Source organism: Solirubrobacter soli DSM 22325 (genome assembly GCF_000423665.1).
GTDB lineage: Bacteria > Actinomycetota > Thermoleophilia > Solirubrobacterales > Solirubrobacteraceae > Solirubrobacter > Solirubrobacter soli.
The window spans coordinates 148,761-170,211 of sequence record NZ_KE384074.1 but is presented as its reverse complement, the minus strand read 5'-3'; the positions used below and the strand labels follow the sequence as shown (position 1 = coordinate 170,211).

At 72.4% G+C, this 21,451-nt stretch carries 19 protein-coding genes; 15 read left to right on the top strand and 4 right to left on the bottom strand.

Going from position 1 to position 21,451, the window contains the following annotated elements:
- The first annotated feature begins 8 nt into the window (after positions 1-8).
- Genes hisD through G569_RS56630 form a run of 7 tightly spaced genes read left to right on the top strand, consistent with a single transcriptional unit; the run spans position 9 to position 8,225 of the window.
- Positions 9-1,259: a histidinol dehydrogenase gene (gene hisD / locus G569_RS0143345; protein WP_028068035.1), complete on the top strand. Its 1,251-nt coding sequence runs from the start codon at positions 9-11 to the stop codon at positions 1,257-1,259.
- Entirely contained in the window at positions 1,256-1,939 is a 684-nt protein-coding gene (locus G569_RS0143340; RefSeq protein WP_028068034.1) for a creatininase family protein, read from the top strand. Before hisD ends, G569_RS0143340 begins: the two co-directional genes overlap by 4 nt.
- Positions 1,929-3,452: a bifunctional 3-(3-hydroxy-phenyl)propionate/3-hydroxycinnamic acid hydroxylase gene (locus tag G569_RS0143335; protein WP_028068033.1), complete on the top strand. Its 1,524-nt coding sequence runs from the start codon at positions 1,929-1,931 to the stop codon at positions 3,450-3,452. The genes G569_RS0143340 and G569_RS0143335 overlap by 11 nt, the downstream gene beginning before the upstream one ends.
- A 24-nt stretch (positions 3,453-3,476) precedes the next feature.
- Positions 3,477-4,568, top strand: a complete 1,092-nt coding sequence (locus G569_RS0143330; RefSeq protein ID WP_028068032.1) for a sugar ABC transporter substrate-binding protein — start codon at positions 3,477-3,479, stop codon at positions 4,566-4,568.
- On the top strand, positions 4,565-6,109 hold the full coding sequence (locus G569_RS56635; protein WP_053227860.1) for a sugar ABC transporter ATP-binding protein: 1,545 nt from the start codon (positions 4,565-4,567) through the stop codon (positions 6,107-6,109). Before G569_RS0143330 ends, G569_RS56635 begins: the two co-directional genes overlap by 4 nt.
- Entirely contained in the window at positions 6,106-7,089 is a 984-nt protein-coding gene (locus G569_RS0143320; protein WP_053227859.1) for an ABC transporter permease, read from the top strand. Before G569_RS56635 ends, G569_RS0143320 begins: the two co-directional genes overlap by 4 nt.
- Positions 7,086-8,225 (top strand): cytochrome P450, encoded by a 1,140-nt coding sequence (locus G569_RS56630; RefSeq protein WP_053227858.1) that lies wholly within the window; start codon positions 7,086-7,088, stop codon positions 8,223-8,225. The genes G569_RS0143320 and G569_RS56630 overlap by 4 nt, the downstream gene beginning before the upstream one ends.
- An 85-nt stretch (positions 8,226-8,310) precedes the next feature.
- Here the strand turns inward: G569_RS56630 and G569_RS60345 are convergent, their stop codons facing one another.
- Positions 8,311-9,618 (bottom strand): sensor histidine kinase, encoded by a 1,308-nt coding sequence (locus G569_RS60345; protein WP_157592717.1) that lies wholly within the window; start codon positions 9,616-9,618, stop codon positions 8,311-8,313.
- A gap of 27 nt (positions 9,619-9,645) precedes the next feature.
- Positions 9,646-11,541 carry a S8 family peptidase gene (locus G569_RS60340; protein ID WP_157592716.1) on the bottom strand — a complete coding sequence of 632 codons (1,896 nt, stop codon included), beginning with the start codon at positions 11,539-11,541 and terminating at the stop codon, positions 9,646-9,648.
- A 67-nt stretch (positions 11,542-11,608) separates the two neighbouring features.
- On the opposite strand from G569_RS60340, the gene G569_RS60335 reads away from it, so the two are divergent.
- On the top strand, positions 11,609-12,022 hold the full coding sequence (locus G569_RS60335) for an EamA family transporter (protein ID WP_053227855.1): 414 nt from the start codon (positions 11,609-11,611) through the stop codon (positions 12,020-12,022).
- Here G569_RS60335 and G569_RS0143295 read toward each other — a convergent pair.
- The gene (locus G569_RS0143295) at positions 12,002-12,934 is read right to left on the bottom strand and encodes an NAD(P)/FAD-dependent oxidoreductase (RefSeq protein WP_028068030.1); all 933 of its coding nucleotides are present in this window, start codon (positions 12,932-12,934) and stop codon (positions 12,002-12,004) included. The genes G569_RS60335 and G569_RS0143295 overlap by 21 nt on opposite strands.
- A gap of 23 nt (positions 12,935-12,957) precedes the next feature.
- Here G569_RS0143295 and G569_RS0143290 point away from each other — a divergent pair, with 23 nt between their 5' ends.
- Genes G569_RS0143290 through G569_RS56605 form a run of 3 tightly spaced genes read left to right on the top strand, consistent with a single transcriptional unit; the run spans position 12,958 to position 16,966 of the window.
- The gene (locus G569_RS0143290) at positions 12,958-14,058 is read left to right on the top strand and encodes a PucR family transcriptional regulator (protein WP_028068029.1); all 1,101 of its coding nucleotides are present in this window, start codon (positions 12,958-12,960) and stop codon (positions 14,056-14,058) included.
- 53 nt (positions 14,059-14,111) lie between these two features.
- Entirely contained in the window at positions 14,112-15,425 is a 1,314-nt protein-coding gene (locus tag G569_RS56610; RefSeq protein WP_037503489.1) for a proline dehydrogenase family protein, read from the top strand.
- Complete coding sequence (locus G569_RS56605; RefSeq protein WP_037503484.1) at positions 15,422-16,966, top strand: aldehyde dehydrogenase family protein; 1,545 nt, start codon at positions 15,422-15,424, stop codon at positions 16,964-16,966. Before G569_RS56610 ends, G569_RS56605 begins: the two co-directional genes overlap by 4 nt.
- 48 nt (positions 16,967-17,014) lie before the next feature.
- Here G569_RS56605 and G569_RS0143280 read toward each other — a convergent pair whose 3' ends face one another.
- A complete protein-coding gene (locus tag G569_RS0143280; protein WP_037503481.1) occupies positions 17,015-17,713 on the bottom strand; it encodes an SDR family NAD(P)-dependent oxidoreductase in 699 nt (232 codons plus the stop codon).
- Between the two features lie 81 nt (positions 17,714-17,794).
- On the opposite strand from G569_RS0143280, the gene G569_RS56600 reads away from it, so the two are divergent.
- The 4 genes from G569_RS56600 (at position 17,795) to G569_RS63580 (ending at position 21,379) form a co-directional block, all read left to right on the top strand.
- A complete protein-coding gene (locus tag G569_RS56600; RefSeq protein WP_037503478.1) occupies positions 17,795-18,802 on the top strand; it encodes an RsbRD N-terminal domain-containing protein in 1,008 nt (335 codons plus the stop codon).
- A gap of 3 nt (positions 18,803-18,805) precedes the next feature.
- Positions 18,806-19,966: a four-carbon acid sugar kinase family protein gene (locus G569_RS0143270; RefSeq protein WP_028068026.1), complete on the top strand. Its 1,161-nt coding sequence runs from the start codon at positions 18,806-18,808 to the stop codon at positions 19,964-19,966.
- Between the two features lies 1 nt (position 19,967).
- Positions 19,968-20,777, top strand: a complete 810-nt coding sequence (locus tag G569_RS0143265; protein ID WP_028068025.1) for a class II fructose-bisphosphate aldolase — start codon at positions 19,968-19,970, stop codon at positions 20,775-20,777.
- Between the two features lie 317 nt (positions 20,778-21,094).
- Entirely contained in the window at positions 21,095-21,379 is a 285-nt protein-coding gene (locus G569_RS63580) for a hypothetical protein (RefSeq protein ID WP_157592715.1), read from the top strand.
- The last annotated feature ends 72 nt before the right edge of the window (positions 21,380-21,451 follow it).

Below are 21,451 nucleotides of genomic sequence, written 5' to 3'. Positions count from 1 at the left end.
GAGTTGACATGGACTATCTCAAGCGCGCCGCGCCGGCGCCCGAGGCGGTCACGCAGAACGTGCGTGACACCGTCTCGGAGATCCTGCTCGCGGTCGAGCGCGAAGGCGAGCGCGCGGTGCGCCGCTACAGCGAACGGCTCGACGGCTGGTCGCCCGCGTCGTTGCGCGTCGGCACCGCCCCCGAGATCGACGCCACGCTGCGTGAGCACATCGATGACGCGTTGGCCCAGGTCCGTGGCTTCGCGGCCGCGCAGCGGGCGACGCTGACCGACCTGGAGGTCGAGACGCTTCCGGGCGTCACGCTCGGGCATCGCCATGTGCCGGTGAACGCCGTCGGCTCCTACTCGCCGGGCGGCAAGTATCCGCTGATCGGGTCGTCGATCATGACCGTGGCGGTGCCGAAGGTCGCGGGCGTGCGTCGTGTGGTCGCCTGCGCGCCGCCCCGCAACGGCATCGGCATCCACCCGCCGCAGCTGTACGCGATGCTCGCGTCGGGCGCCGACGAGGTGTGGTGCTTCGGCGGCGTCCAGGCGCTCGCCGCGCTGGCGTTCGGGATCGAAGGGCTCGAGCCCGTCGACATGATCGTCGGGCCCGGCAACGCCTACGTGGCCGAGGCCAAGCGCCAGCTGTTCGGCCCGGTCGGCATCGACCTGATCGCCGGTCCCTCGGAGATCCTTGTGCTCGCGGACGACTCCGCGGACCCCGAGCTGGTCGCGGCCGACCTGCTGGGCCAGGCCGAGCACGGGCCGACGTCGCCCGCGATCCTCGTGACCGACTCGCGCGACTTCGGCGTCGCCGTGCGCGCGGCGGTCGAGCGCTGGCTGGAGACGTGGCCGACCGCTGACGTGGCGGGGGCGGCGTGGCACTCGCGCGGCGAGATCGTCATCTGCGCCGACCACGCCGAGATGGCACGCGTCAGCGATCGGTATGCGCCCGAGCACCTCGAGGTCCAGACCCGCGACGACGCGTTCTTCGAGCGGGTGCTGACCAACTACGGCTCGCTGTTCGTCGGCGAACGCGCCACGGTCGCGTACGGCGACAAGGCGATCGGGGTCAACCACGTGCTGCCGACCGAGCGCGCCGCCCGCTACACCGGCGGCCTCTGGGTCGGCAAGTTCCTCAAGACGCTGACCTACCAGCGGCTCACCGACGAGGGCACGGCGCGGATCGCTCCCGTCGTGGCCGCGATCTGCGACGCCGAGGAGATGCACGGCCACGCGATCACCGCGCGGCTGCGGATGGCGCGGGTGGCGGCATGAGGCTCTGGGACGCCCACTGGGAGCAGGTCGAGGCGTACCTGCGGACCGACGACCGCGTGCTCGTCCCGCTCGGCTCGACCGAGCAGCACGGGCGGCTCTCGCTCGGCACGGACGCGATCCTCTGCGAGCTCGCGGCCGCCGAGGCTGCCGCGCCGCTCGGCATCCCGGTCCTGCCGGCGCTGCCGTTCGGCCTGACGCCGGGGTTCATGGCCTACCCGGGCACGATCACGCTGCGCGAGGAGACCTATCTCGCCGTGATCCGCGAGGTGATCGAGTCGCTGCTCGCACAGGGCTTCGGGCGGATACTGCTGGTCAACGGGCACGGCGGGAACCTCGTCGCTGCCCGATTGGCCTCCGAGTACGAGCAGGTCCGCTTCCACTCGTGGCTGATCGATCCGGCGATCTGGGGGCTGGCGGGCGGGATCGACGACGTCGGGCACGCGTCGTGGGTCGAGAACTTCGCCGCCGTGCGGCTGCCGGGCGTGGAGATCCCGGCGGGGCGCAAGGACGTCGTCGCCTTCGCGGGCGTTTCGGACCCGGCTGAGGTCCGCGCGCTGCTCGGCGACGGGCCGTCAGGCGGGCCGTATCAGCGACCCGAGGAGGACACCCGGCGCGTCTGGGACGCGGCGGTGGAGCTGTTGAGAGAGCGGCTGGAATGGAGAGAGACCGATGATCTATGACGTCGTGCAGGTCGGGCTCGGCCCGGTCGGCCTGACGATGGCCGCGCTGACCGCGCAGGCCGGGCGCTCGGTCGCCGTGATCGAGCGTCATGCCGGGCTGTACGGCCTGCCGCGCGCGGGTCACATCGACCACGAGATCGTGCGCATCCTGCAGTCCCTGGACTGCGAGGGACCCGTGCTCGCGGACTCGTACCCCACGCTCGACTACGTGTGGGTGAACGGGGACGGCGAGACCCTGATGGAGTTCGACTGGGGCGCGAAGGCGGTCTCCGGCTACAACTCCGACTACATGCAGTACCAGCCGGTGCTCGAGGATGCACTGGCATCGCGGGTGCGTTCGGACCCGCGTGTCGAGGTGCTGGCCGGCTGGGAGGCGATCGCCTTCTCCGAGCACGACGACCACGTCGAGGTGGTGGTGCGCAAGACCGTGCTCGTCCCCGGGCAGGCCCGGCCGGTGGTCACGGATGAGGAGCGGGTGCTCCGCGGGCGCTACCTGGTCGGCGCCGACGGCGCGTCCTCCACGGTCCGCCGCTGGCTCGGCATCGAGCGCACCGACCTGGGCTTCAACGAGCAGTGGCTCGACGTCGACGCGCGGATGAAGCGGGACTTGACCTTCGACTTCGACTGCGGCCAGATCTGCGATCCCGCGCGGCCGATCACCGTGCTGCCGCTGGGCAAGCGCCACCGCCGCTGGGAGTGGGCGCTGCTGCCGGGGGAGACGGTCGAGGAGATGCAGCGGCCGGAGACCGCGTGGCGGTTGCTCGGCGACCTCGGGCTCGGGCCGGACGACGTCGAGATCGTGCGGCAGCTCGTCTACACGTTCGAGGCGCGCACCGCCGAGCAGTGGCGGCGCGGGCGGACGTTCCTGATCGGCGACGCCGCGCACACGATGCCTCCGTTCATGGGCCAGGGCATGTGCAGCGGGATGCGCGATGCCAAGAACCTCGTGTGGAAGCTCGACCTCGTGCTGCGCGGGCTGGCGGCGGACGCCCTCCTCGATTCGTACGAAGAGGAGTTGCGCCCGTACGTGACGGACTGGACCGTGATCTCGCTCGAGGCCGGTCGCGTGCCGTGCATCACCGATCCGGTCGCGGCCGCCGAGCGCGACGCTCGGTTCCGCGCGGGCTTCCGGCCGCCGCTCCCTGAGTTCCCGCAGGTCCGGCACGGCGTCATCGCCGACACCGCGGGCGCGGGCGAGCTGTCGCTGCAGGGGCGGGTCGACGGCGAGCTCTTCGACCGCGCGTTCGACGCCGCCGGCCGCTGGCAGGTGCTCTCGACCGCCGGCGATCCGCGGAGCGTGTTGAGCTCGCGTCAGGTCGCGTTCCTCGAGTCGCTCGGGGTCGTCTTCGCCGAGGTCGGCGGGGAGTACGCCGACCACTTCGCCGCGCGTGGCATCGAGGTCTCGATCGCCCGCCCGGACTTCTACGTCTTCGGCACCGCGCCGTCGCTGGGGGACCTCGGCGCGCTCGTCGACGACCTCGCGGCGCGCCTGCGCGCACCCGTCATCGCCTAACTCGCAACACAGAGGAGAGAGATCATGCGTGGATTCGTCGCCGTGCTGGCGGCTGGGCTGACCCTGGCCGCGTGCGGGTCCTCGACGCCGGCGGAGTCCGGCGGGGGAGCGCCGGCCGCGGGTGGCGCGAGCGCCACCGTCACGGACACCGTCAGCGGCGCGATGGCGCCGGTACAGAAGTTCGCCGCCCCGGGCGCCGCGGTGCGGGCGCCCGCAGGCAAGAAGATCGTCGCGATCACCTGCAGCTCGCAGGGCTACGGGTGCGTGCAGGGTGGCATCGGGGTGCAGGAGGCGGGCAAGGCGCTGGGCTGGAACGTCACCGTCGCCGACGGCAAGGGCGACCCCGCCACGTGGAGCAGCGCGATCCAGCAGGCCGTGACCGCCAAGGCGGATGGCATCGTGCTGCTCGCCGTCGACCCGGCGCTGGTCGCGGGCGCCCTGGCGAAGGCCAAGGCCGCCGGCATCCCGGTCGTGTCGACGTTCATCCCCAAGCTCGGGCCGACCGCCGTCGACGGCTACGCGTCGACCGACCACGCCGAGGGCGGCAAGATCCTCGCCGACTGGATCATCAAGGACTCCGGCGGCAAGGCCAAGGTCCTGATGCTGCAGGAGAAGGCGTTCCCGGAACTGGTCAAGCGCAACGCCGCGCTGACGGACGAGCTCAAGGCCGCCTGCTCCGGCTGCACGGTCGTCGACACCGTCGACTTCAACATCGGCACGATGGCGTCGCAGCTGGCGGGCGCGGTGACCTCGGCGCTCCAACGGCATCCGGACGTGACCTACGTCGTCGCGCCGTTCGACTCGAGTGGCATCTTCGCGGGCCAGGGCATCCGGTCGGCGGGCGCGTCGGGGCGGGTGAAGATGGTCGGCGCCGAGGGTGACCCGAACGGCATCGAGGGCGTCCAGAACGGCGGCCAGGCCGTCGACCTCGCCACGGTCCCGCCGTGGGGCGGCTGGGCGGCGGTCGACCTGCTCGTCCGCCACATGGCCGGCTCGCCGGTCGAGAACGCGGTGCTCCCGCAGCGGCTCTTCGACAAGTCCAACGTGCCGTCGGGCAAGGGCTGGACGGGCGACGTCGACTACCAGGCCGCCTACAAGGAGCTCTGGGGGCGGTGACCACCGCGCTGGAGATCCGCGGGCTGTCGAAGTCCTTCGGCGGCGCGCGGGCCCTGGACGACGTCTCGCTGACCCTGCGGCGCGGGGAGATCCACGCGCTGCTGGGCGAGAACGGCGCGGGCAAGTCGACGCTGATCAAGGTGCTCGCGGGCGTCGTCGCCCGCGACGCCGGCTCGGTCGACGCGCACGCCGGCCTGGCGTTCGTCCACCAGGACCTCGGCCTGATCGACGAGCTCAGCGTGGCCGAGAACATCGCTCTGGAGCTGGGCTACGAGCGCCGCCACGGGCTGATCTCGTTCAGCGCGACCCGCCGCCGCGTGGCCGCGTTGCTGGCCGACGTCGGCGTCGATGTCTCGTCCGACGCACTGGTCGGCACGCTCGCGCAGGATCAGAAGGTCATGGTCGCCGTCACGCGGGCGGTGAGCGCCGGCGCGGGCGCGATCGTCCTCGACGAGGTCTCCTCCTCGCTGCCCGCCCCGGAGATGGCGCGGCTCGCGGCGTCGCTGCGCGCGGCCCGCAACACCGGCGTCGCCTACATCTACGTCACCCACCGGCTGGAAGAGGTCTTCGACCTGGCCGACCGCGTGACCGTCCTGCGCGACGGCCGCCGCGTGGCCACGGCCGACGTCGCGTCGACGTCACACGACGAGCTCGTCGGCTGGATCCTCGGCGACGCGCTCGAGACCCCGCCGACCGAGGCGCGCCCGTTGGGCGACGTCGCGCTGCGGGTGTCGGGCCCGGTGGCGTTCGACGTCCGCGCGGGCGAGATCCTCGGCATCTGCGGCCTGATCGGCTCGGGCTCCCGCGACGTCGCCCGCCTCCTGGGCGGAGCAACGAAGCCGCTACGCGCCACGCGCCCCGCGGCCCCGCCGGCGCTCGCCGCCGCCGCGCCGGTCGCCGCCGCCGCGCCGGCGGCCCCGCCGGCGCTCGCCGCCGCCGCGCCGGTCGCCGCCGCCGCGGCCTCGTTGCCCACCCGCGCCGCCCCGCCGCCCACCGCGGCCCTGTTCGGCCGCCCGCTCCCCCTCGGCGATCCGTTCGCCCTCTCCCGGGCGGGCGTCGCCTACGTCCCCGGCGACCGCGTCCGCGAGGGTGCGGTCGCGGATCTGTCCGTGCGCGAGAACCTGTTCCTCGCCCGGCGGCCCTGGCGAGGCGAGCACGCGCAGGCCGAGACGCTGTCGAAGCGTTTCGACGTGCGCCCGCGCGGCGCCGTCGAGCAGCCGCTCTCCGCGCTGAGCGGCGGCAACCAGCAGAAGGTGATCTTCGCGCGGGCGCTGCGCGGCAAGCCGCGGCTGCTCGTGCTCGACGACCCGACCGCGGGCGTGGATGTCGGGTCGCGGCTGCAGCTGCACGGCTTCCTGCGCGAGTGCGCGGGGGACGGGGCGGCGGTCGTGCTGGCCTCGACGGACTTCGAGGAGATCGCCGCGGTCGCGGATCGCGCGCTCGTCATGCGTCACGGGCGGGTCGCCGACGAGCTCTCGCGCGAGCAACTCACCGCGGAGCGCCTCGCGCGCGCCGCCTATGGATCGGAGGTCACGCCGTGAGCACGGCCATTCTCGTTCGGCCCGAGACCGGGCGCTGGCGGCGCGTCAGCCGCGCCGCGGGCCAGAAGTACGCGTTGATCGTGGTGTTCGCGGCGATCGTCGCGCTGTTCAGCGTGCTCAACCCCGCCGTCTTCGCGACCGGCGCGAACGCGCAGACGATCGCGTCCACGCAGGCCACGGTCGCGCTGCTCGCGCTGGCCGCGATGCTGCCGCTGGTCGTCGGCCAGTTCGACATCTCGGTCGGCTACCAGTTCGGGTTGGCGCAGGGTCTCTGCGCGCACCTGATCGTCAACGAAGGCGTGGCGCCGGTGCTCGCCATCGTCGTCGTGCTCGCCGCGGGCGCGCTCGTCGGCCTCGTCAACGGCGTGCTCGTGGCCAAGGTCAAGCTGAACTCGTTCGTGGCGACGCTCGGGGTCGGCATCCTCGTGCTCGGCCTCACGCAGTCGCTGACCAAGGACGTGACGATCACGGGCGCGTTGCCGGCCCTGTTCACGGACCTCGGCCGCAACGCGATCCTCGGCGTCCCGCTCCCGTTCGTCTACGTGCTGGCGGCCACCGCGGTGCTGTGGCTCGCGCTCGAGTACACGCCGTGGGGTCGCGAGTGCTACGCCACCGGCGGCAACGAGCGCGCCGCGCTGCTCGCCGGCGTGCGGACGGAGCGGCGGACGGTCCAGGCGTTCGTCTTCGCCGCGCTCCTGGCCGCGCTCTCCGGCTGCCTGAGCGTGATGATCCTCGGCGCGTCGTCGCCGACCGTCGGGCTCGGCTCGCTGCTGCCCGCGTTCGCCGGTGCGTTCCTCGGCGCGACGTCGATCCGCCCAGGCCGCTTCAACGCGATCGGCACGCTGATCGCGGTCTACCTCGTCGCGACTGGCATCACGGGGCTGCAGCAGGAAGGCGCGCAGCCGTTCGTGCAGCAGGTGTTCAACGGCGCGGCGCTGCTGATCGCGGTGACGCTCGCCCGGCTCTCGCGCAAGCCATGACCGCCTGCCCCTACGAGCCGCTCTCGCCGGAGCAGCTCCGCGACCCGTACCCGGCTTGGGCCGAGCGCCCGCCGGTCTTCTATGACGACCGGCTCGGCATGTGGTCGGTCACCGGCTACGACGAGGTGCTCGCCGTGCTGCGCGACACCGCGACGTTCTCCTCGGCCGACGCGTTCGCCCTGCGCGGCTTCCCGCGCCCGCGGATGCTCGTCGCCAAGGACCCACCCGAGCACACCGCGCTGCGCAAACGCATGCAACGAGCATTCACGCCGCGAAGAGTGGCTGAAATGGAGCCATTCATCGCGCAAACGTGCGCGGAATTGGCAAACGCGTTGCAAACGGACCTGATGGCCGAGTACGCCAACGCGCTGCCGTTGCGGGTGATCACGAAGATCCTCGGGTTCGAGCCCCACGAGGGCCCGGCGCTGCGGCAATGGACGGAGGACTTCCTCGTCCTCGCGACCCCGGCGGGGGACGAGGACGGGGGAGACCCGGAGCGGATCGCCCGCATGCACGCCGTCATGGACCGCACCCGCGCGCTGATCGAGGAGCGCCGGGCGACGCCGCGCGACGATGTCATCTCCGCGCTCGCGGCGCTCGACCTCGCCGACGACGACGCGATCACCCTCGCGCTCGAGCTGGTGATCGCCGGCAACGACACGACCGCGAACCTGATCGCCCACATGGTCGGCTACCTGCTGCAGGACCGCTCACGGTGGGAACGCGTGCGGGCGGACCGCTCGCTCGTGCCCGTCGCCGTCGAGGAGACGCTGCGCCGGCGCGGGTCCAGCAAGGGCCTGTTCCGCCGGGCGACGAGGTCGGTGCAGCTCGGCGGCGAGACGATTGTGGACGGTGACATCGTCCACGTGCTCTTCGCGGCCGCCAATCACGACCCGACGCGTTTCGAGGACCCGCGAGCGTTCGACCTGGACCGCCCGAAGCAGGACCACCTCGCGTTCGGTCGTTGGACGCACTTCTGCCTCGGGGCGCCGCTCGCGCGGCTCGAGGCGCGGGTCGCGCTGGACGTGCTGCTCGACCGCCATCCGGGCCTGGAAGCCGTCGCAGGGCAGCCGCTGGACTACGCCCCGACGCTCACCACGCAGACGCTCCAGAAATTTCTCGTCAAAGTCCGATGAGTTTCCAGGGGCGCCGCAGTCATAGAGGGCATGAAGCGCATCCGCCACACCGGGGATCGAGCCAGCGGAGACGAACCGCCCCCCACTACATAGGGATCTCGGCCCTCAGCTGCGTTCCGCGGCCGGCCGGGCTCTCCAGGGTGAGGGTGCCATCCAGCGCCGCTACGCGGTCGGCCAGCCCTCGCAGACCTGAGCCGTTCGCCGTATCGGCTCCGCCGACGCCGTCGTCGGCCACCTCGATCGTCACTCTCCCGTCCTCGCGCCGCACCGCCACCGAAGCCTGCGTGGCTTGTGCGTACTTGGCGACGTTCGCCAGTCCCTCCGAGACGACGAAGTACGCCGCGCTCTCGACCGGCTCCGGGAGCCGTCCGGCGCTCTCCGCCTCGACCGTCACCGGCACCGGTGCGCGCTGCACGAGCGTCTGCACCGCGGCCTCGAGGCCCCGCTCCGTCAGCACCGCGGGATGGATGCCGCGCGCCAGCTCGCGCAGCTCCGCCAGGCTCGTCTTGAGCTCGTCCTGCGCGCGGTCCAGCAACTCGACCAGCTCCGGGTCGTCCGCCCGCTTGCGCGCCATCCGCAACGTCAGCGACAACGCCACGAGCCGCGACTGCGCCCCGTCGTGCAGGTCGCGTTCCAGCTTGCGGCGCGCCGCGTCGCCCGCCTGCACGAGCCGCGCCCGGGACGCCCGCAGCTCCTCCATGCGCACGTGCAACTCGGCGTCCAGGTGGCTGATCCGGCTGCGGGTGAGCCCGACGATGAAGGCGAACGGCATCAGGAACGTCGTCGCCAGCGTCGCCCACCCGAGCACGGCGCTGTCGGCGGCCTGGGAGATCGTGGCCAGCGCGAACGTGGCCAGCGCGAACGTGTAGGCGGGCGCCAGCTGGATGCGTTCGAACATGTCCGCGTGACGCCAGTTGTGCGCGCTGCGGAACAGCACGACGATCAGCAGCGCCGCGTAGAGCACCGCGCCGACCACGCGGCCGGGGAGGAACGCGAGCGGGAAGATCACGTAGCCGGCGGCGACGATCCCCTTGTCCAGCGGCGTCGTCACGCGACCGCGCGGGAAGCCGATCCCGAGGTGCAGGAAGACCGCGCCCCACAGGCCGCCGGTGACGCCCGCGTACTCGTGGACGAGGTCGGCGTTCGCGTTGGCGAGCGTCGAGTTCAGCCACGCGAACCCGAGCGCGACCATCAGCAGCCCGGTTCGGTTGTCGGGCAGCCGGCGCCACGCGTAGAGCCCGGTGGCGATGAAGTTCAGGCCGATCGCCGGGCCGGCGATCGCCCAGGCGATCGGGCTGTCGGCGCGCTCGCTGGTCGCGCCGACGTACGCCGACACGGCCCCGCACACGAGCGCCGCGAGGGCGATGATCAGGGTCCGGCGATCAGACAACAACAGCGGCCAAAATAGCCGCCGCGGCGGCTACTTCACCGTGAAGGCGGCGCCGGCGGAGGAGTCTCCGGCGCTCAGCGTGAGCGTGTACTTGCCCGCGGGCAGGAGCTTCCCGCCCTGCCGGCGCGTGAGCTCGAAGGACCGGTTTCCGGCCTTCGCGGTCTGCGACGCGCGGGCCGGGCGGGTGCTGGCGCACGCCTTCGAGCCGGCGCAGCGGATGGTGTAGGTGACCGTCGCGTCCTCGGTGAGCGTGTAGGTGACCTTCGCGGCCTGCTTGGTGGTGACCGTCCCGGTGATCTTCGGCCGCGAGACGCGCGGCTTCCTGGGCGCGGGCGGGCCGGCGGTGGGGGCGGGCGTGGGCGTGGCGACCGGCGGGGCGGGCGTGGGGGCGGGGGTCGTGACGGGCGTCGCGGTCGGCGTGGGCGTCGGCGTCTTGACCGGGGTGGGCGTGGGGGAAGGGCTCGCCGTGGGCGTGGGCGTCGGCGTGGGCGTCGGCGTGGACGTCGGCGTGGGCGTCGGCGTCGAGGTCGCCGTCGGCTCAGGCGTCGGCGTGGGCGTGGAGGTCGCCGTCGGCTCGGGCGTGGGCGTCGGCGTGGGCGTCGAGGTCGCCGTCGGCTCAGGCGTGGCCGTGGGGGTGGGCGTGGGCGTCGGGGTCGGCGCGACGGCGGCCTCCAGCGCGTTCAGCGCGGCCGCGGCGTTCAGGCGCCCGCCGGTCGACGCGAGTCCGCTGAACGCGGCCTTGACGTCCACCGACGACAGCAGCGCGGCCTTGATCTGCGCCACCGTCGCGTCCGGCTCGTCCGCCGCCAGCAGCGCGGCGACGCCGCTGACGTGCGGCGCGGCCATCGAGGTGCCGTTCGCGAACGTGTAGCCGCCGTTGAGGCCCGTCGAGAGGACGTAGGAGCCCGGCGCGAACAGGTCGACGACGGTCGCGCTCACGTTCGAGAAGTCCGAGCGCAGGTCGCGGTTGTCGCTCGAGGCCACGCACACGAGGTTCAGCGCCGGCGAGTTGCACGGCATGTAGAAGTTGGCGTCGTCGGCGCTATTGCCGGCCGAGACCACGTACAGCGTGTTCGGATGGTCCAGCATCGCGCTGGTCACGGTCCACGACGTCCCAGCCCCGCCCAGCGACGCGTTGACCACGTCCACGCCCAGGTCGCCCGCATAGTCGAAGGCCTCCGCGATCATGCTCGAGGACGCGGTCGAGCCGGACGGCCCGAAGATCTTGATCGGGACGACCTTCGCGTCCGGCGCCACGCCCGCGACGCCGGGGCCGTTGTCGGTCAGCGCCGCGATCGTCCCCGACACGTGCGTGGAGTGGAAGTTCCCCTCGGTCTCCTGCGAGTTGTCGTTGTGGACGAAGTCCCAGCCCTGCCAGTCGTCGACGAACCCGTTGCCGTCGTCGTCGGCGCCGTTGGTCTCCTTGCCGCCGCCGCGCTCGCCCGGGTTGCCGGTCCACTGGCCCGCGAGGTCCGGGTGGGTGACCTCGGCGCCGGTGTCGACGACCGCCACGGTCGCCCCCGCGCCGCGGCTCTTCAGCCACGCCTCAGGCGCGTCGATGTCCGCGTCGGGCGTCCCGACCGTCCCGATCGTCTGCCCCGTGTTGTTCAGGCCCCACTGGTTGCCGAACAGCGCGTCGTGGGACGCGGGCGCGACCGGCAGGTCCGGCTCGGCGTAGAGCACGTCCGGATTGGCGTTCAACGCGTCGAGCGCCGCGTCGAGCTCACCGGGCTCGGCGACGACGACCTCCGTGTCCGGCAGCGTGAGCTTGGCGTCGAGCGTGACGTCGGCATCGGCGCGCACGGCGGCGCGCTCCGCCCGGTCCAGGCCGGGCACGCGCTTGACGATGATGGCGTCATCGGCCCGGGCGGTCGCGGGCAGCGCAAGAGCGGCGAATGCGAGCAGGAGCGTGAGGCGCACACCCACGTCTTCGGCTCCGACAGCGCCCGCCTGAGGCGGATCCCCCGCGCCTGGCCATTCATACTGCTCGGCCGTGGCCTGGCTCGCCTACACCTTGATCACCGTCGCGCTATGGACCGGGTGGTCGTTCTTCGGCAAGATCGCCCTCGACCACACGACGTCGGTCCAGGCGGCGATCGTCTTCGGCGTCGTCACCACGCTCGTCGGCCTGGTCGCGATCGCACTCGGCCAGCGCACGACCTCCTGGTCGCCCAGCGCGCTCTGGATCGCCGTGATCAGCGCCATCTCGGGAGGCACCGGGATGATCACCTTCTACCTCGCGCTCCAGAACGGCAAGGCGAGCGCCGTCGTCCCGATCATCGGCCTGTACCCGGCCATCGTCGCGCTGCTCTCGGTCGCCTTCCTCGGCGAGAAGCTCAACGGCGTCCAGTACTTCGGCATCCTGCTGGCCGTCACCGGCGCGGTGCTAATCGGCGCGGGATCGTAGATCCGCGTGGATCTCGCCGCTGAGCACCGACACCGCGAGCCGGTCGCCGATCAGCGGGCCGAACTTCATGAGGTTCGAGCCGGTGAACGCCGTGACGCGGCCGCGGCGGAGCGCGAGGAAGCCGTCGCCGTGGGCGTCGAGCCACGGTGCGTGCGGCGAGACGCACTCGACGCGCCCGACCGCGGGCAGCGAGACCGCCGCGTGTCGCCCCTGGTCGTGCATCCCGATCGCGTAGCGGCCGGTGCTGCCGAGCGGACAGCCGTAGAGCTCGGGTGAGATGACGCACGGCGCGCTCGTCCCGAGCTCGTACGTGATGCGGATGTGGGGCTCGTAGGTGAGCTGGAAGTCGAGCTCCGGCACGAGTGCGTGCGTCCCGATCCCGGCGCAGACGAGCACGGCGTCGGCCTCGAGCGCGTCGACGTCGGTGACTGTGCGCGGCTCGACCGAAACACGCGACGCGAGCGCGTCGAGCGCCCGGCGGATGCGCAGCGAGCCCGCCAGCGGGTCGAAGATCCCGTCGCCCCAGTCGTAGCCGAAGAACGGGAGCCGCGCCCGCGCGTCGTCGACGGCCTCGACGGGGGCGCCGGCCGCCCGCATGGCGTCACCGCGCGACCCGCCCGGCTCGCCTGCCGCGCCCGCCGCGGCCTCATCGCCCACCACGACGAGCCCCTCCGCGCCCAGCAGGCGCACGCCGAACTCGCGCTCCCACGCTCTCCAGCCCGCCCGCGCCTCCAACGCGAGCTCGCACAGCAGCGGCGACGCGTGGGCGATCCGGAAGATCCGGGCGAGCCCGAGCGACTGTCCCGCCCCGACGCCGACGGACTCGTAGACCGTCACGCGCGCGCCGCGGCGCTGCAGCTCGAAACCCGCGGCCAGCCCGCAGATTCCGGCGCCCACGACTGCGACCCGCATCCGCGCATCGTAGATTCTTCGCCTTGGCCGACCTGCAGGAGATCGTCGATGACCTCGAGGCCGAGATCCGGCGCCCGATCTCGGTCGAGGACCGTCGCTGGCGGCTGCTCGCCCACAGCGCGCAGCCCGACGAGGCGGACGCCGTCCGGCGGTCGTCGATCCTGACCCGCGAGACCTCGCCGGACGTCATCGCCTGGCTCGACGGGCTCGGGCTGCAGAGGGCGCGCGACCTGGTGGACCTCCCGCGCAACGACGCGCTCGGCATGACGCGCCGCGGCTGCCTCCCGATCCGCCACGGGGAGGTGCTGCTCGGGTTCCTCTGGGTCATCGTCGGCGACCATCCGCTCACCGACGCGGAGAAGCAGAGCCTGAAGCGCGGTGGGGAGGAGGTCGCCGCGAACCTGTGGGCGCGCCATCGCGCCGCCGACGAGCGCCTGCGCCGCACCCGCGAGCACCTGACGGCGCTCTTCCACGGCGCGACCGGCGCCGCCGCCGACCTCGCCGCCATCCTCCGGTGGCCGGTCGCTGGCTCCTACGCGGTCGTCGTCTGTGCAGGAACCGACCAGGACGCGGAGAAGCTCAGACGCAGCCGCGCCGCGCACGACGTCGCCTACCTGGAACACGGCGACACGTTGACCATCCTCGTCCGTGATCCCGCCCAGCTAAAGGGATCGCTGAACGTAAGGAACGGCGGGATCTCGTCCTCCTTTACGCAACTCTCTGACGCGCCCAAAGCCCGCGAGCAGGCCGAGATCGCCGCGCTGTGCGCGAGAGCGCAACTCGGCCCCGTCGCCGCGTACGACGAGCTCGGCAGCTGGGCGCCGATCGCCGAGCTCTGGACCCGCACCCACCACGCGACGCCGACACAGATCCAGCTCCTCGCCACCCACCGCCGCGGCGACCAGCTGCTCGAGGCGCTCGAAGGCCTGCTCGAGCACGGCGGCGACGTCGCCGAGGCCGCCAAGCGCCTGAACATGCACCGCGCGACGCTCTACCGCCGCCTGGAGCGCGTCGAGGAGATCACCGGACTCGACCTGCAACGAGGCGACGACCGCCTGCTCGCGCACCTGGGCCTGAGACTCCTCAAGCTGAACGCGACAACTGTCGCACCCCCGCCGCGATAACCGCGACGACCGGCCCCTGGGACCCGCGGCCCCCGGAAACGAGGATTTCCGCCATGGCCGCACTGACCCAAGACCTCGAGGGCCCGATCCTCCAGATCGGGACCGATCTCGCCACGAAGATGCCGCGTCCACGTGCCGTCTCGACGGCCCGGGTCGAGCGGCGCATGCAGGAACTCCTGATGAGCGACCCCGCGCTGCGCGCGGCGCTCTTCCGCTTCGTCGACGTCCGCCCCGCGTGCGCGACGCCGCAGGACGTGACCCGCCACCTCCACGAGCTGCTCGCCGAGGCCGAGGAGGAGTCCAAACTCGCCAACCGCGCCACGGGTATCACCGCGAAGAAGTTCGCGACCCGCCCGGTCGCCGCGATCGCCGCCACCGGCGTCAAGCAGATGGCGCAGCGCTTCATCGTCGGGGCCGACGCCAAGGACTCGCTGCCGACGATCACCGGCCTGTGGAAGAACGGCGTCGATGCCACCGTCGACCTGCTCGGCGAGGCCACGGTCACCGAGACTGAGGCCGACGCCTACATGCGCCGCTGCGAGGAGACGCTCCGCGCGCTGGCGGCCGCCGCGAAGAAGTACCCGAACCGCGACGTCAACCTCTCGGTGAAGGTCTCCGCGCTCACGCCGCTCCTGCGCAACCCGATGGCGCCGGAGCGTGGCATCGAGGGCGCCCGCCCGCGCCTGCGCCACCTGATGCAGGTCGCCCGCGACGTCAACGCGCACCTGCACGTCGACATGGAGTCCTTCGACACCCGCGAGGCGATCACGAGGCTCACCCTCGATCTCCTCAGCGAGCCGGAGTTCGCCAACGGCCCGTCCGCCGGCATCGTCCTGCAGGCCTACCTCGTCGACTCCCCGGACTACCTGGACGAGCTGCTGACGTGGGCGCGCAATACCCCGCGCAAGCACCCCTTCACGATCCGCCTCGTCAAGGGCGCGTACTGGGACCACGAGGTCGTCCAGGCCGCCCAGAACGGCTGGACGCCGCCGGTCTTCACCGACCGCCGCGAGTGCGACCGCAACTTCGAGAAGCTGACCAAGGTCCTGATCGACAACGCCGGCCCGGTCAAGGTCGCGATCGCCAGCCACAACCTGCGCTCGATCGCCGCCGCCGCGGCCTACGCGGACTCCCGCAACGTCGGCAACGACCTGCTCGAGTTCCAGATCCTGCGCGGGCTGGGCGATGACACGCAGGCCGCGATCGCCGCCACCGGCCGCCGCGTGCGCTGCTACTGCCCGGTCGGCGACCTCGTCGCCGGCATGGCCTACCTCGTGCGCCGCCTGCTCGAGAACACCGCCAACGACTCCTTCCTCGCCGCCCACGCCAGCGGCATCACCACCGCCGAGCTCCTGGAGGCACCATGACCACCTTCCGCAACGAGCCCCTCCTCGAGCTGCGCCGCGAGTCCGTCCGCCGTGAGGCGCTTGAAGCGCTCCACGCGCTGGACGCCAAGCTCCCGCTCGAGGTCCCGATGCTGATCGGCGACGCGACGGTCACCGGCCGCAAGTTCGCGTCCGTCGATCCCTCGCAGCCGACCCGCATCGTCGCCCACGCCCACGAGGCGACCGAGCAGCACGTCAAGGACGCGATCGCGAGCGCCGAGATCGGCCACAAGGCGTGGTCGCGGAAGTCCGCGGCGGAGCGCGCCGCCGCGCTCTCCCGCGCCGCAGGCGTCCTGCGCAACCGCCGCCTGGAGCTCGCCGCGCTCGCGGTCCGCGAGGCCGGCAAGCCGTGGGGCGAGGCCGACGCCGACGTCTGCGAGGCGATCGACTTCCTCGAGTACTACGCGATGGGCGCCCTCGCGCTGGCCGAGGGCCGTCAGCTGCTCCAGCTGCCGGGTGAGCGCAACGCGCTGCGCTACGTCGGCCGCGGCGTCACCGGCGTGATCGCGCCGTGGAACTTCCCGCTCGCGATCGCTTGCGGCATGGTCGCCGCCGCGCTGGCCGCGGGCAACGCCGTCGTCCTCAAGCCCGCCGAACAGACCCCCGCGTCCGCCCAGGCCGTCGTCCATGCCCTGCACGCGGGCGGCGTGCCGCTGAACGCGCTGCACCTGCTGCCGGGCGGCGATGAGGCGGGCAAGGCGCTGGTCGCCGACCCGCGCATCCACACGCTCGCCTTCACCGGGTCCTGCGCGGTCGGCCTGCAGATCATCGAGCAGGCGGCGAAGGTCCTCCCGGGCCAGCGTCACATCAAGAAGGTCATCGCCGAGATGGGCGGCAAGAACGCGATCATCGTCGACTCCGACGCCGATCTCGACGACGTCGTCCCCGCGCTGCTGAAGTCCGCCTTCGCGTTCGCGGGCCAGAAGTGCAGCGCCGCGAGCCGCGCGCTGGTCCACGCCGCGGTCGCCGACGAGTTGGCCGAGCGGATGGCGGGCGCCGTCACGACGCTGCGCGTCGGCCCGGCCGCCGACTTCGCCACCGACGTCCCGCCGGTGATCGACGTCGCCGCCCAGCAGAAGATCCAGCGCTACATCGCCTCCGCCACGCCGCTGGCGCAGGCCGAGACCCGCGAGGACGGCTTCTACGTCCCGCCGACGATCTTCCACGACCTCCCGGCCGACCACGACGTCGTCAACGAGGAGATCTTCGGCCCGGTCCTCTCGCTGGAGACCGTGCAGAGCGTCGAGCACGCCTGCGACGTCGTCGACGCCTCGCGCTTCGCGCTGACCGGCGGTCTGTTCAGCCGCTCGCCCCGCACGATCGAGTACGTCAGCGACCGCACCCCGGTCGGCAACCTCTACGTCAATCGCGAGATCACCGGCGCGATGGTCGGCCGCCAGCCGTTCGGCGGCGGGCGTCTCTCGGGCACCGGCCCGAAGGCCGGCGGCCCGGACTACCTGCTGCAGTTCGTCGAGGCCCGCGCGGTGACGGAGAACACCGTCCGCCACGGTCTCGTGGTCTGAACCTAAACGCCACCTAAGGGGTCAGACCCCTTAGGTGGGCTTTAGCTTTCAGATCGCCGTTCGGCCGCCGTCCGCGGCCAGGACCGCGCCCGTGACATAGCTCGCCGCCGGGGAGACGAGGAAGCTCACCACTTCCGCGATCTCCTCGGGCTGCGAGGCGCGCTTCATCGCGGTGGTCTCACCGAGCGCGCGGATGAACGCCGGGCCGCTGGGGGTCGGTGTGTAGACCGGCCCCGGGGCGATCGCGTTGACCCGCACGCCCGCCTCGCCGTACTCGTTCGCCCATGAGCGCGTGAGCGCCTCGAGGGCGACCTTCGTCGCGCCGTAGGCGGCGCCCCCGGCCATGCCCACGTGTGCGGCCATGCTCGAGACGCTGACGATGGCGCCGTGGCCGCGCTCGGCCATCCCCGGGGCGAGCGCGGCGACGAGGATGAACGGCGCGCGCACGTTGGACGCGAACATCGCGTCGTAGGCGGGGAGGTCGAACTCGCTCGTCGGGCCCCAGACGGAGATTCCGGCGTTGTTGACGAGGACGTCCACGTCCCCGGCCTGCTCGGCGAGGCGGCGGACGTCGTCGGCGTCACCGAGATCGGCGGCGATGAACGTCCCGCCCGTCGCCGCCGCGACCGCGGCGCCCCGCACCGGGTCGCGGCCGTGGATGAGGACCTCGTAGCCGTCGGCGGCGAGTTTCTCGGCGACGGCGCGGCCGATGCCTGACGTCGCTCCTGTGATCAGTGCTCGTTCCATGGGCAGAAGCGTCCCGCAACCCGCGCCGTGCTTCTTGGCGAGAGATCCAACTGTACGCGCCGATCCTTGTAGGATCGGCCAATGATCGAGGCCGCGCTCGCCGCCCGCCAAGAGGAGATCGGCCGCGCGATCGCCCAGCGGGTCGTCGCCGAGATCCCGGAGTACGCCCGCGCTCCCGAGGATGTCATCGAAGATCTCGTCCAGGGCGCGACGGCGACGGCCGGGCTGCTCGCCCGCGCCTTCGCCGGACGCCTGGAGCGGGCAGAGCTCGCGGTCATCCGCGAGCTGGCGGCCCGCCGCGTCCACCAGGGCGTCAGCCTCGACGGCTTCCTGCACGCCTACCGCGTCGCGCTGTTCGCCTATTGGGACGTCTGTGCCGAGGAGGCCGAGCACGCGCACCTCAGCCGCGCCGGTGCTCTGGACCTGGCGCGCACCGCGCTCGAGGCGATGGACCTGATGACCACCCACGCCGCGGAGGGATACCTGCGCGAGGAAGCGCGGCTGCGGACCGAGTCCGGCCGGCTCGCGCGCGACGCGATCGAGCGGCTCCTGCGGGGCCTGCCGGCCGAGCACGTGCGCCTCCCGCGCCCGCCGTTCATCGTCGCCGTCGGGCACGGCGAGGCGCCCGAGCGCGCGCTGGCGGCGGTGCGCGAGGACGAGGTGGTGATCATCGCCGCCGACGCGGCCGGTCTCGTCGGCCGCTTGGGCGTGAGCCTGCCCGTCGGCGCGATCGCCGGCATCCCGCAGGCGTACCGCGAAGCCGCGCTGGCGCTGACCTACGCGACCGCTGAGCGCCCCGTCGTCGCGCTCGCCGAGCTGTCGGCGTTCGAGTGCCTCCTCGTCGGAGCGGACGTGACCACCCGCGCCGTGATCGCCGCCAAGCCGCTCGCGACGGGCGAGGACGCCGCGACCGTGCGCGCCTTCGCCGCGGCCGACCTGAACATCGCTCGGGCGGCCGCCGCGCTGCACGTGCATCCGAACACGGTCCGCTACCGGCTGGAGCGGATCGCCGACGAGACGGGATCGGACCCGCGCACATTCAAGGGTCTCGTTGAGCTCGAGGTCCGGGCGGGTATTGCCGGATCCTGAGCCATGCCGCCGATCGCCGTCCTCGATGACGACCCGACCGGGTCGCAGACCGTCCATGACGTGGCGATCGTCATGGCGCTCGACGAGGACGAGTTGCATCTCGCCGGCGAGACGACGTTCTTCCTCACCAACACGCGCTCACTGGGCGAGCCGGAGGCCGCCGAGCTGACGGAACGGGTCGCTCGAACACTGTTCGAGCGCGATCCCGGCGTCGAGATCGTGAGCCGCAGCGACTCGACGCTGCGCGGGCATGTCGCGGCCGAGGTCGCGGCGATCCGGCGCGCGAGCCCGGAGCCGTACGACGGCGTCCTCCTGGTCCCGGCCTTCTTCGAGGCGGGTCGGTACACGCGCGGCGACGTCCACTACGCGGGCGAGGTGCCGGTGGGGGAGACCGAGTTCGCGCGTGATGCCACCTTCGGCTACCGCAGCTCGAACCTGATCGACTTCGTGCGCGAGAAGACCGGCGAGGACGCGCACAGCGTCTCGGCGGACGACTGCGATGCGCTGACGGCGGGCGGCTGGATCGTCGTCAACGCCGAGAGTTACGAGGACCTCGAGGCGGTCGTCCGGGCGGTCCGCGACTCCGGTCGCCGGTTCCTGTATCGCTCCGGGCCGTCATTCGTGCGGGCGCTCGCCGGGCTGCCGGCCAAGCCGCCGCTGCGCGACGTGGCCACGGGTGACGGGCACGGGCTCGTGGTCGTCGGCTCGCACGTCGGGCTGACGACCCGCCAGGTCGAGGCGACGACGGGGCTGCGCGAGTTCGAGCTCGACGTCGAGGCCTTGGACCCGGAGGGCATCGGCGCGCGCGTGCGCGAGGCGCTCGCGACCGATGACGTGCTCATCTACACCAGCCGGACGCTGCGCTGCGGCGGGCTCGAGACCGCCCGCGAGGTCTCCCGCGCGGTGACCCAGGTGGTTCGGATCGCGCTTGACGCCCGCCCCGGGTGGGTGATCGCCAAGGGTGGCATCACCTCGCACGACGTCGCCGTGCACGGGCTCGGCATCCGCCGCGCGACCGTCCTGGGCCAGTTGCTGCCGGGCATGATCTCCGTGTTCCGCCCGACCGAGGCCGACCCGCGCGCGGTCGGCATCCCGTACGTGGTCTTCGCCGGCAACGTGGGCGACGAGCACACGCTGGCCGAGATCGTGGAACGGTTCCGCTGACATGCTCGCCACCGGGACCTCCGTGCTGCAGCGCGGCCGCGCCGTCGCCGCGATCACGACCTACACGTTGGAGTCGACGGTGGCGATCGTCGCCGCCGCCGAACGGTTGCGGCGACCCGTCCTGTTGTCCGCCGGGGTCAGCTCCTACGCCGCGGTCGGGCGGGAGCTGCTCGCCGCCGCTGCTCTGGCCGCGGCCCGCGCCGCGAGCGTTCCGGTCGGCGTCCACCTCGACCACTGCCGCGATCGAGCCGAGATCGACGCCTGTCTGGCGCTCGGCTACAGCTCGGTGATGATCGACGGCTCGCACCTGCCGTTCGAGGAGAACGTCGCGGTCACGCGGGAGGTCGTCGCCCGCGCGCACGCCGCGGGCGCGTGGGTGGAGGCCGAGCTGGGCGCGCTGGCGGGCGACGAGGACCGGTCCGGGGAAGCGGCCTCCGAAGGCATGACCGACCCGGCAGAGGCGGCGGAGTTCGTCGAGCGCACCGGCGTCGACGCCCTCGCGGTCGCCGTCGGCAACGTCCATGGCTTCACGCCCGAGCCGGTGCGGCTCGATCTCGACCGGCTGCGCGCGATCGCCGCGGTGTGTAGCGCACCGCTCGTGTTGCACGGCGCGTCCGGACTGCCCGACGAGGACCTGTTGGGCGCCGTCGCCGCCGGGGTCGTGAAGGTCAACGTCAACGCCGAGCTGCGCCGTGCGCACATCGAAGCCCTGAAGGCCGACGTCGGCGACGACGTCCGTGCGCTGCAGCGGCTCGCCATCGAGGCGATGACCGGCGTCGCCGAGGAGAAGATCGCCCTGCTCGCGCCATGAGGATCGTGGCGCCTTGCGCCTGATCGAGCGCGGCCGGCGAGTACGGGTTCACCGACGTGCTGGAGCCGGGCCGGACCGCGTTAGGAGCTGGTCGCCGCCCTCGACGACCTCGACGGCGTCTTCGAGGTCTCAACCGCCGAACAGGCGGACTAGCCCCACCACACCCGCTCAGGACGAACAGTCAGGCCACGAGGAATGCGCCCGGAGCGCTCATCAGACCACCAGATTCGGCCACTGTCTTTAGACATCTCATGATTCGTTGCGTCGCAGTAACTAACGCCTTGTAAGCGAAGGGACGTTCGAGTAGCCTCGATCGCATGCCTTTCGTTGGCCTCGTCAGTGACCCCAGGTGGGAACCTCCCGAGGGAAACGGCGATGGCGACAAGGAGCGGCGCAACCGCACGTGGGGTGTTCCGTGGCGGTTCCTGATGTGGGCCACGCTGCTGATCGGGCTGATGCTGCTCGTGCCGGTCGTCGGTGACGCGTTCGGCCAGCTCGCGGGCTACCTGCTGCTGTGCTTCAACGTGGCGCTCGGGTTCTGGCGGTTCGACCGCTGGTGCGCGAAGCAGTACTGGTCGGGTCTGCGCGACTACCAGTCCTAGGAGCCGGTTGACGAATAACGGTGCGCCCGCTGCGGCGCAGCCGCGGCGTCTCGCGCCACCCGCGCTGCTCAC

Excerpts from the sequence above, each read along its gene's own strand:
- G569_RS56600 (WP_037503478.1), top strand. The coding sequence starts at position 17,795 with ATGATCGAGGCCGCGCTCGCCGCCCGCCAAGAGGAGATCGGCCGCGCG.
- G569_RS0143280 (WP_037503481.1), bottom strand. The coding sequence starts at position 17,713 with ATGGAACGAGCACTGATCACAGGAGCGACGTCAGGCATCGGCCGCGCC.
- G569_RS0143340 (WP_028068034.1), top strand. The coding sequence starts at position 1,256 with ATGAGGCTCTGGGACGCCCACTGGGAGCAGGTCGAGGCGTACCTGCGG.
- G569_RS0143330 (WP_028068032.1), top strand. The coding sequence starts at position 3,477 with ATGCGTGGATTCGTCGCCGTGCTGGCGGCTGGGCTGACCCTGGCCGCG.
- hisD (WP_028068035.1), top strand. The coding sequence starts at position 9 with ATGGACTATCTCAAGCGCGCCGCGCCGGCGCCCGAGGCGGTCACGCAG.
- G569_RS0143265 (WP_028068025.1), top strand. The coding sequence starts at position 19,968 with ATGCTCGCCACCGGGACCTCCGTGCTGCAGCGCGGCCGCGCCGTCGCC.
- G569_RS0143335 (WP_028068033.1), top strand. The coding sequence starts at position 1,929 with ATGATCTATGACGTCGTGCAGGTCGGGCTCGGCCCGGTCGGCCTGACG.
- G569_RS0143295 (WP_028068030.1), bottom strand. The coding sequence starts at position 12,934 with ATGCGGGTCGCAGTCGTGGGCGCCGGAATCTGCGGGCTGGCCGCGGGT.
- G569_RS56610 (WP_037503489.1), top strand. The coding sequence starts at position 14,112 with ATGGCCGCACTGACCCAAGACCTCGAGGGCCCGATCCTCCAGATCGGG.
- G569_RS56605 (WP_037503484.1), top strand. The coding sequence starts at position 15,422 with ATGACCACCTTCCGCAACGAGCCCCTCCTCGAGCTGCGCCGCGAGTCC.
- G569_RS63580 (WP_157592715.1), top strand. The coding sequence starts at position 21,095 with ATGCCTTTCGTTGGCCTCGTCAGTGACCCCAGGTGGGAACCTCCCGAG.
- G569_RS0143270 (WP_028068026.1), top strand. The coding sequence starts at position 18,806 with ATGCCGCCGATCGCCGTCCTCGATGACGACCCGACCGGGTCGCAGACC.
- G569_RS56630 (WP_053227858.1), top strand. The coding sequence starts at position 7,086 with ATGACCGCCTGCCCCTACGAGCCGCTCTCGCCGGAGCAGCTCCGCGAC.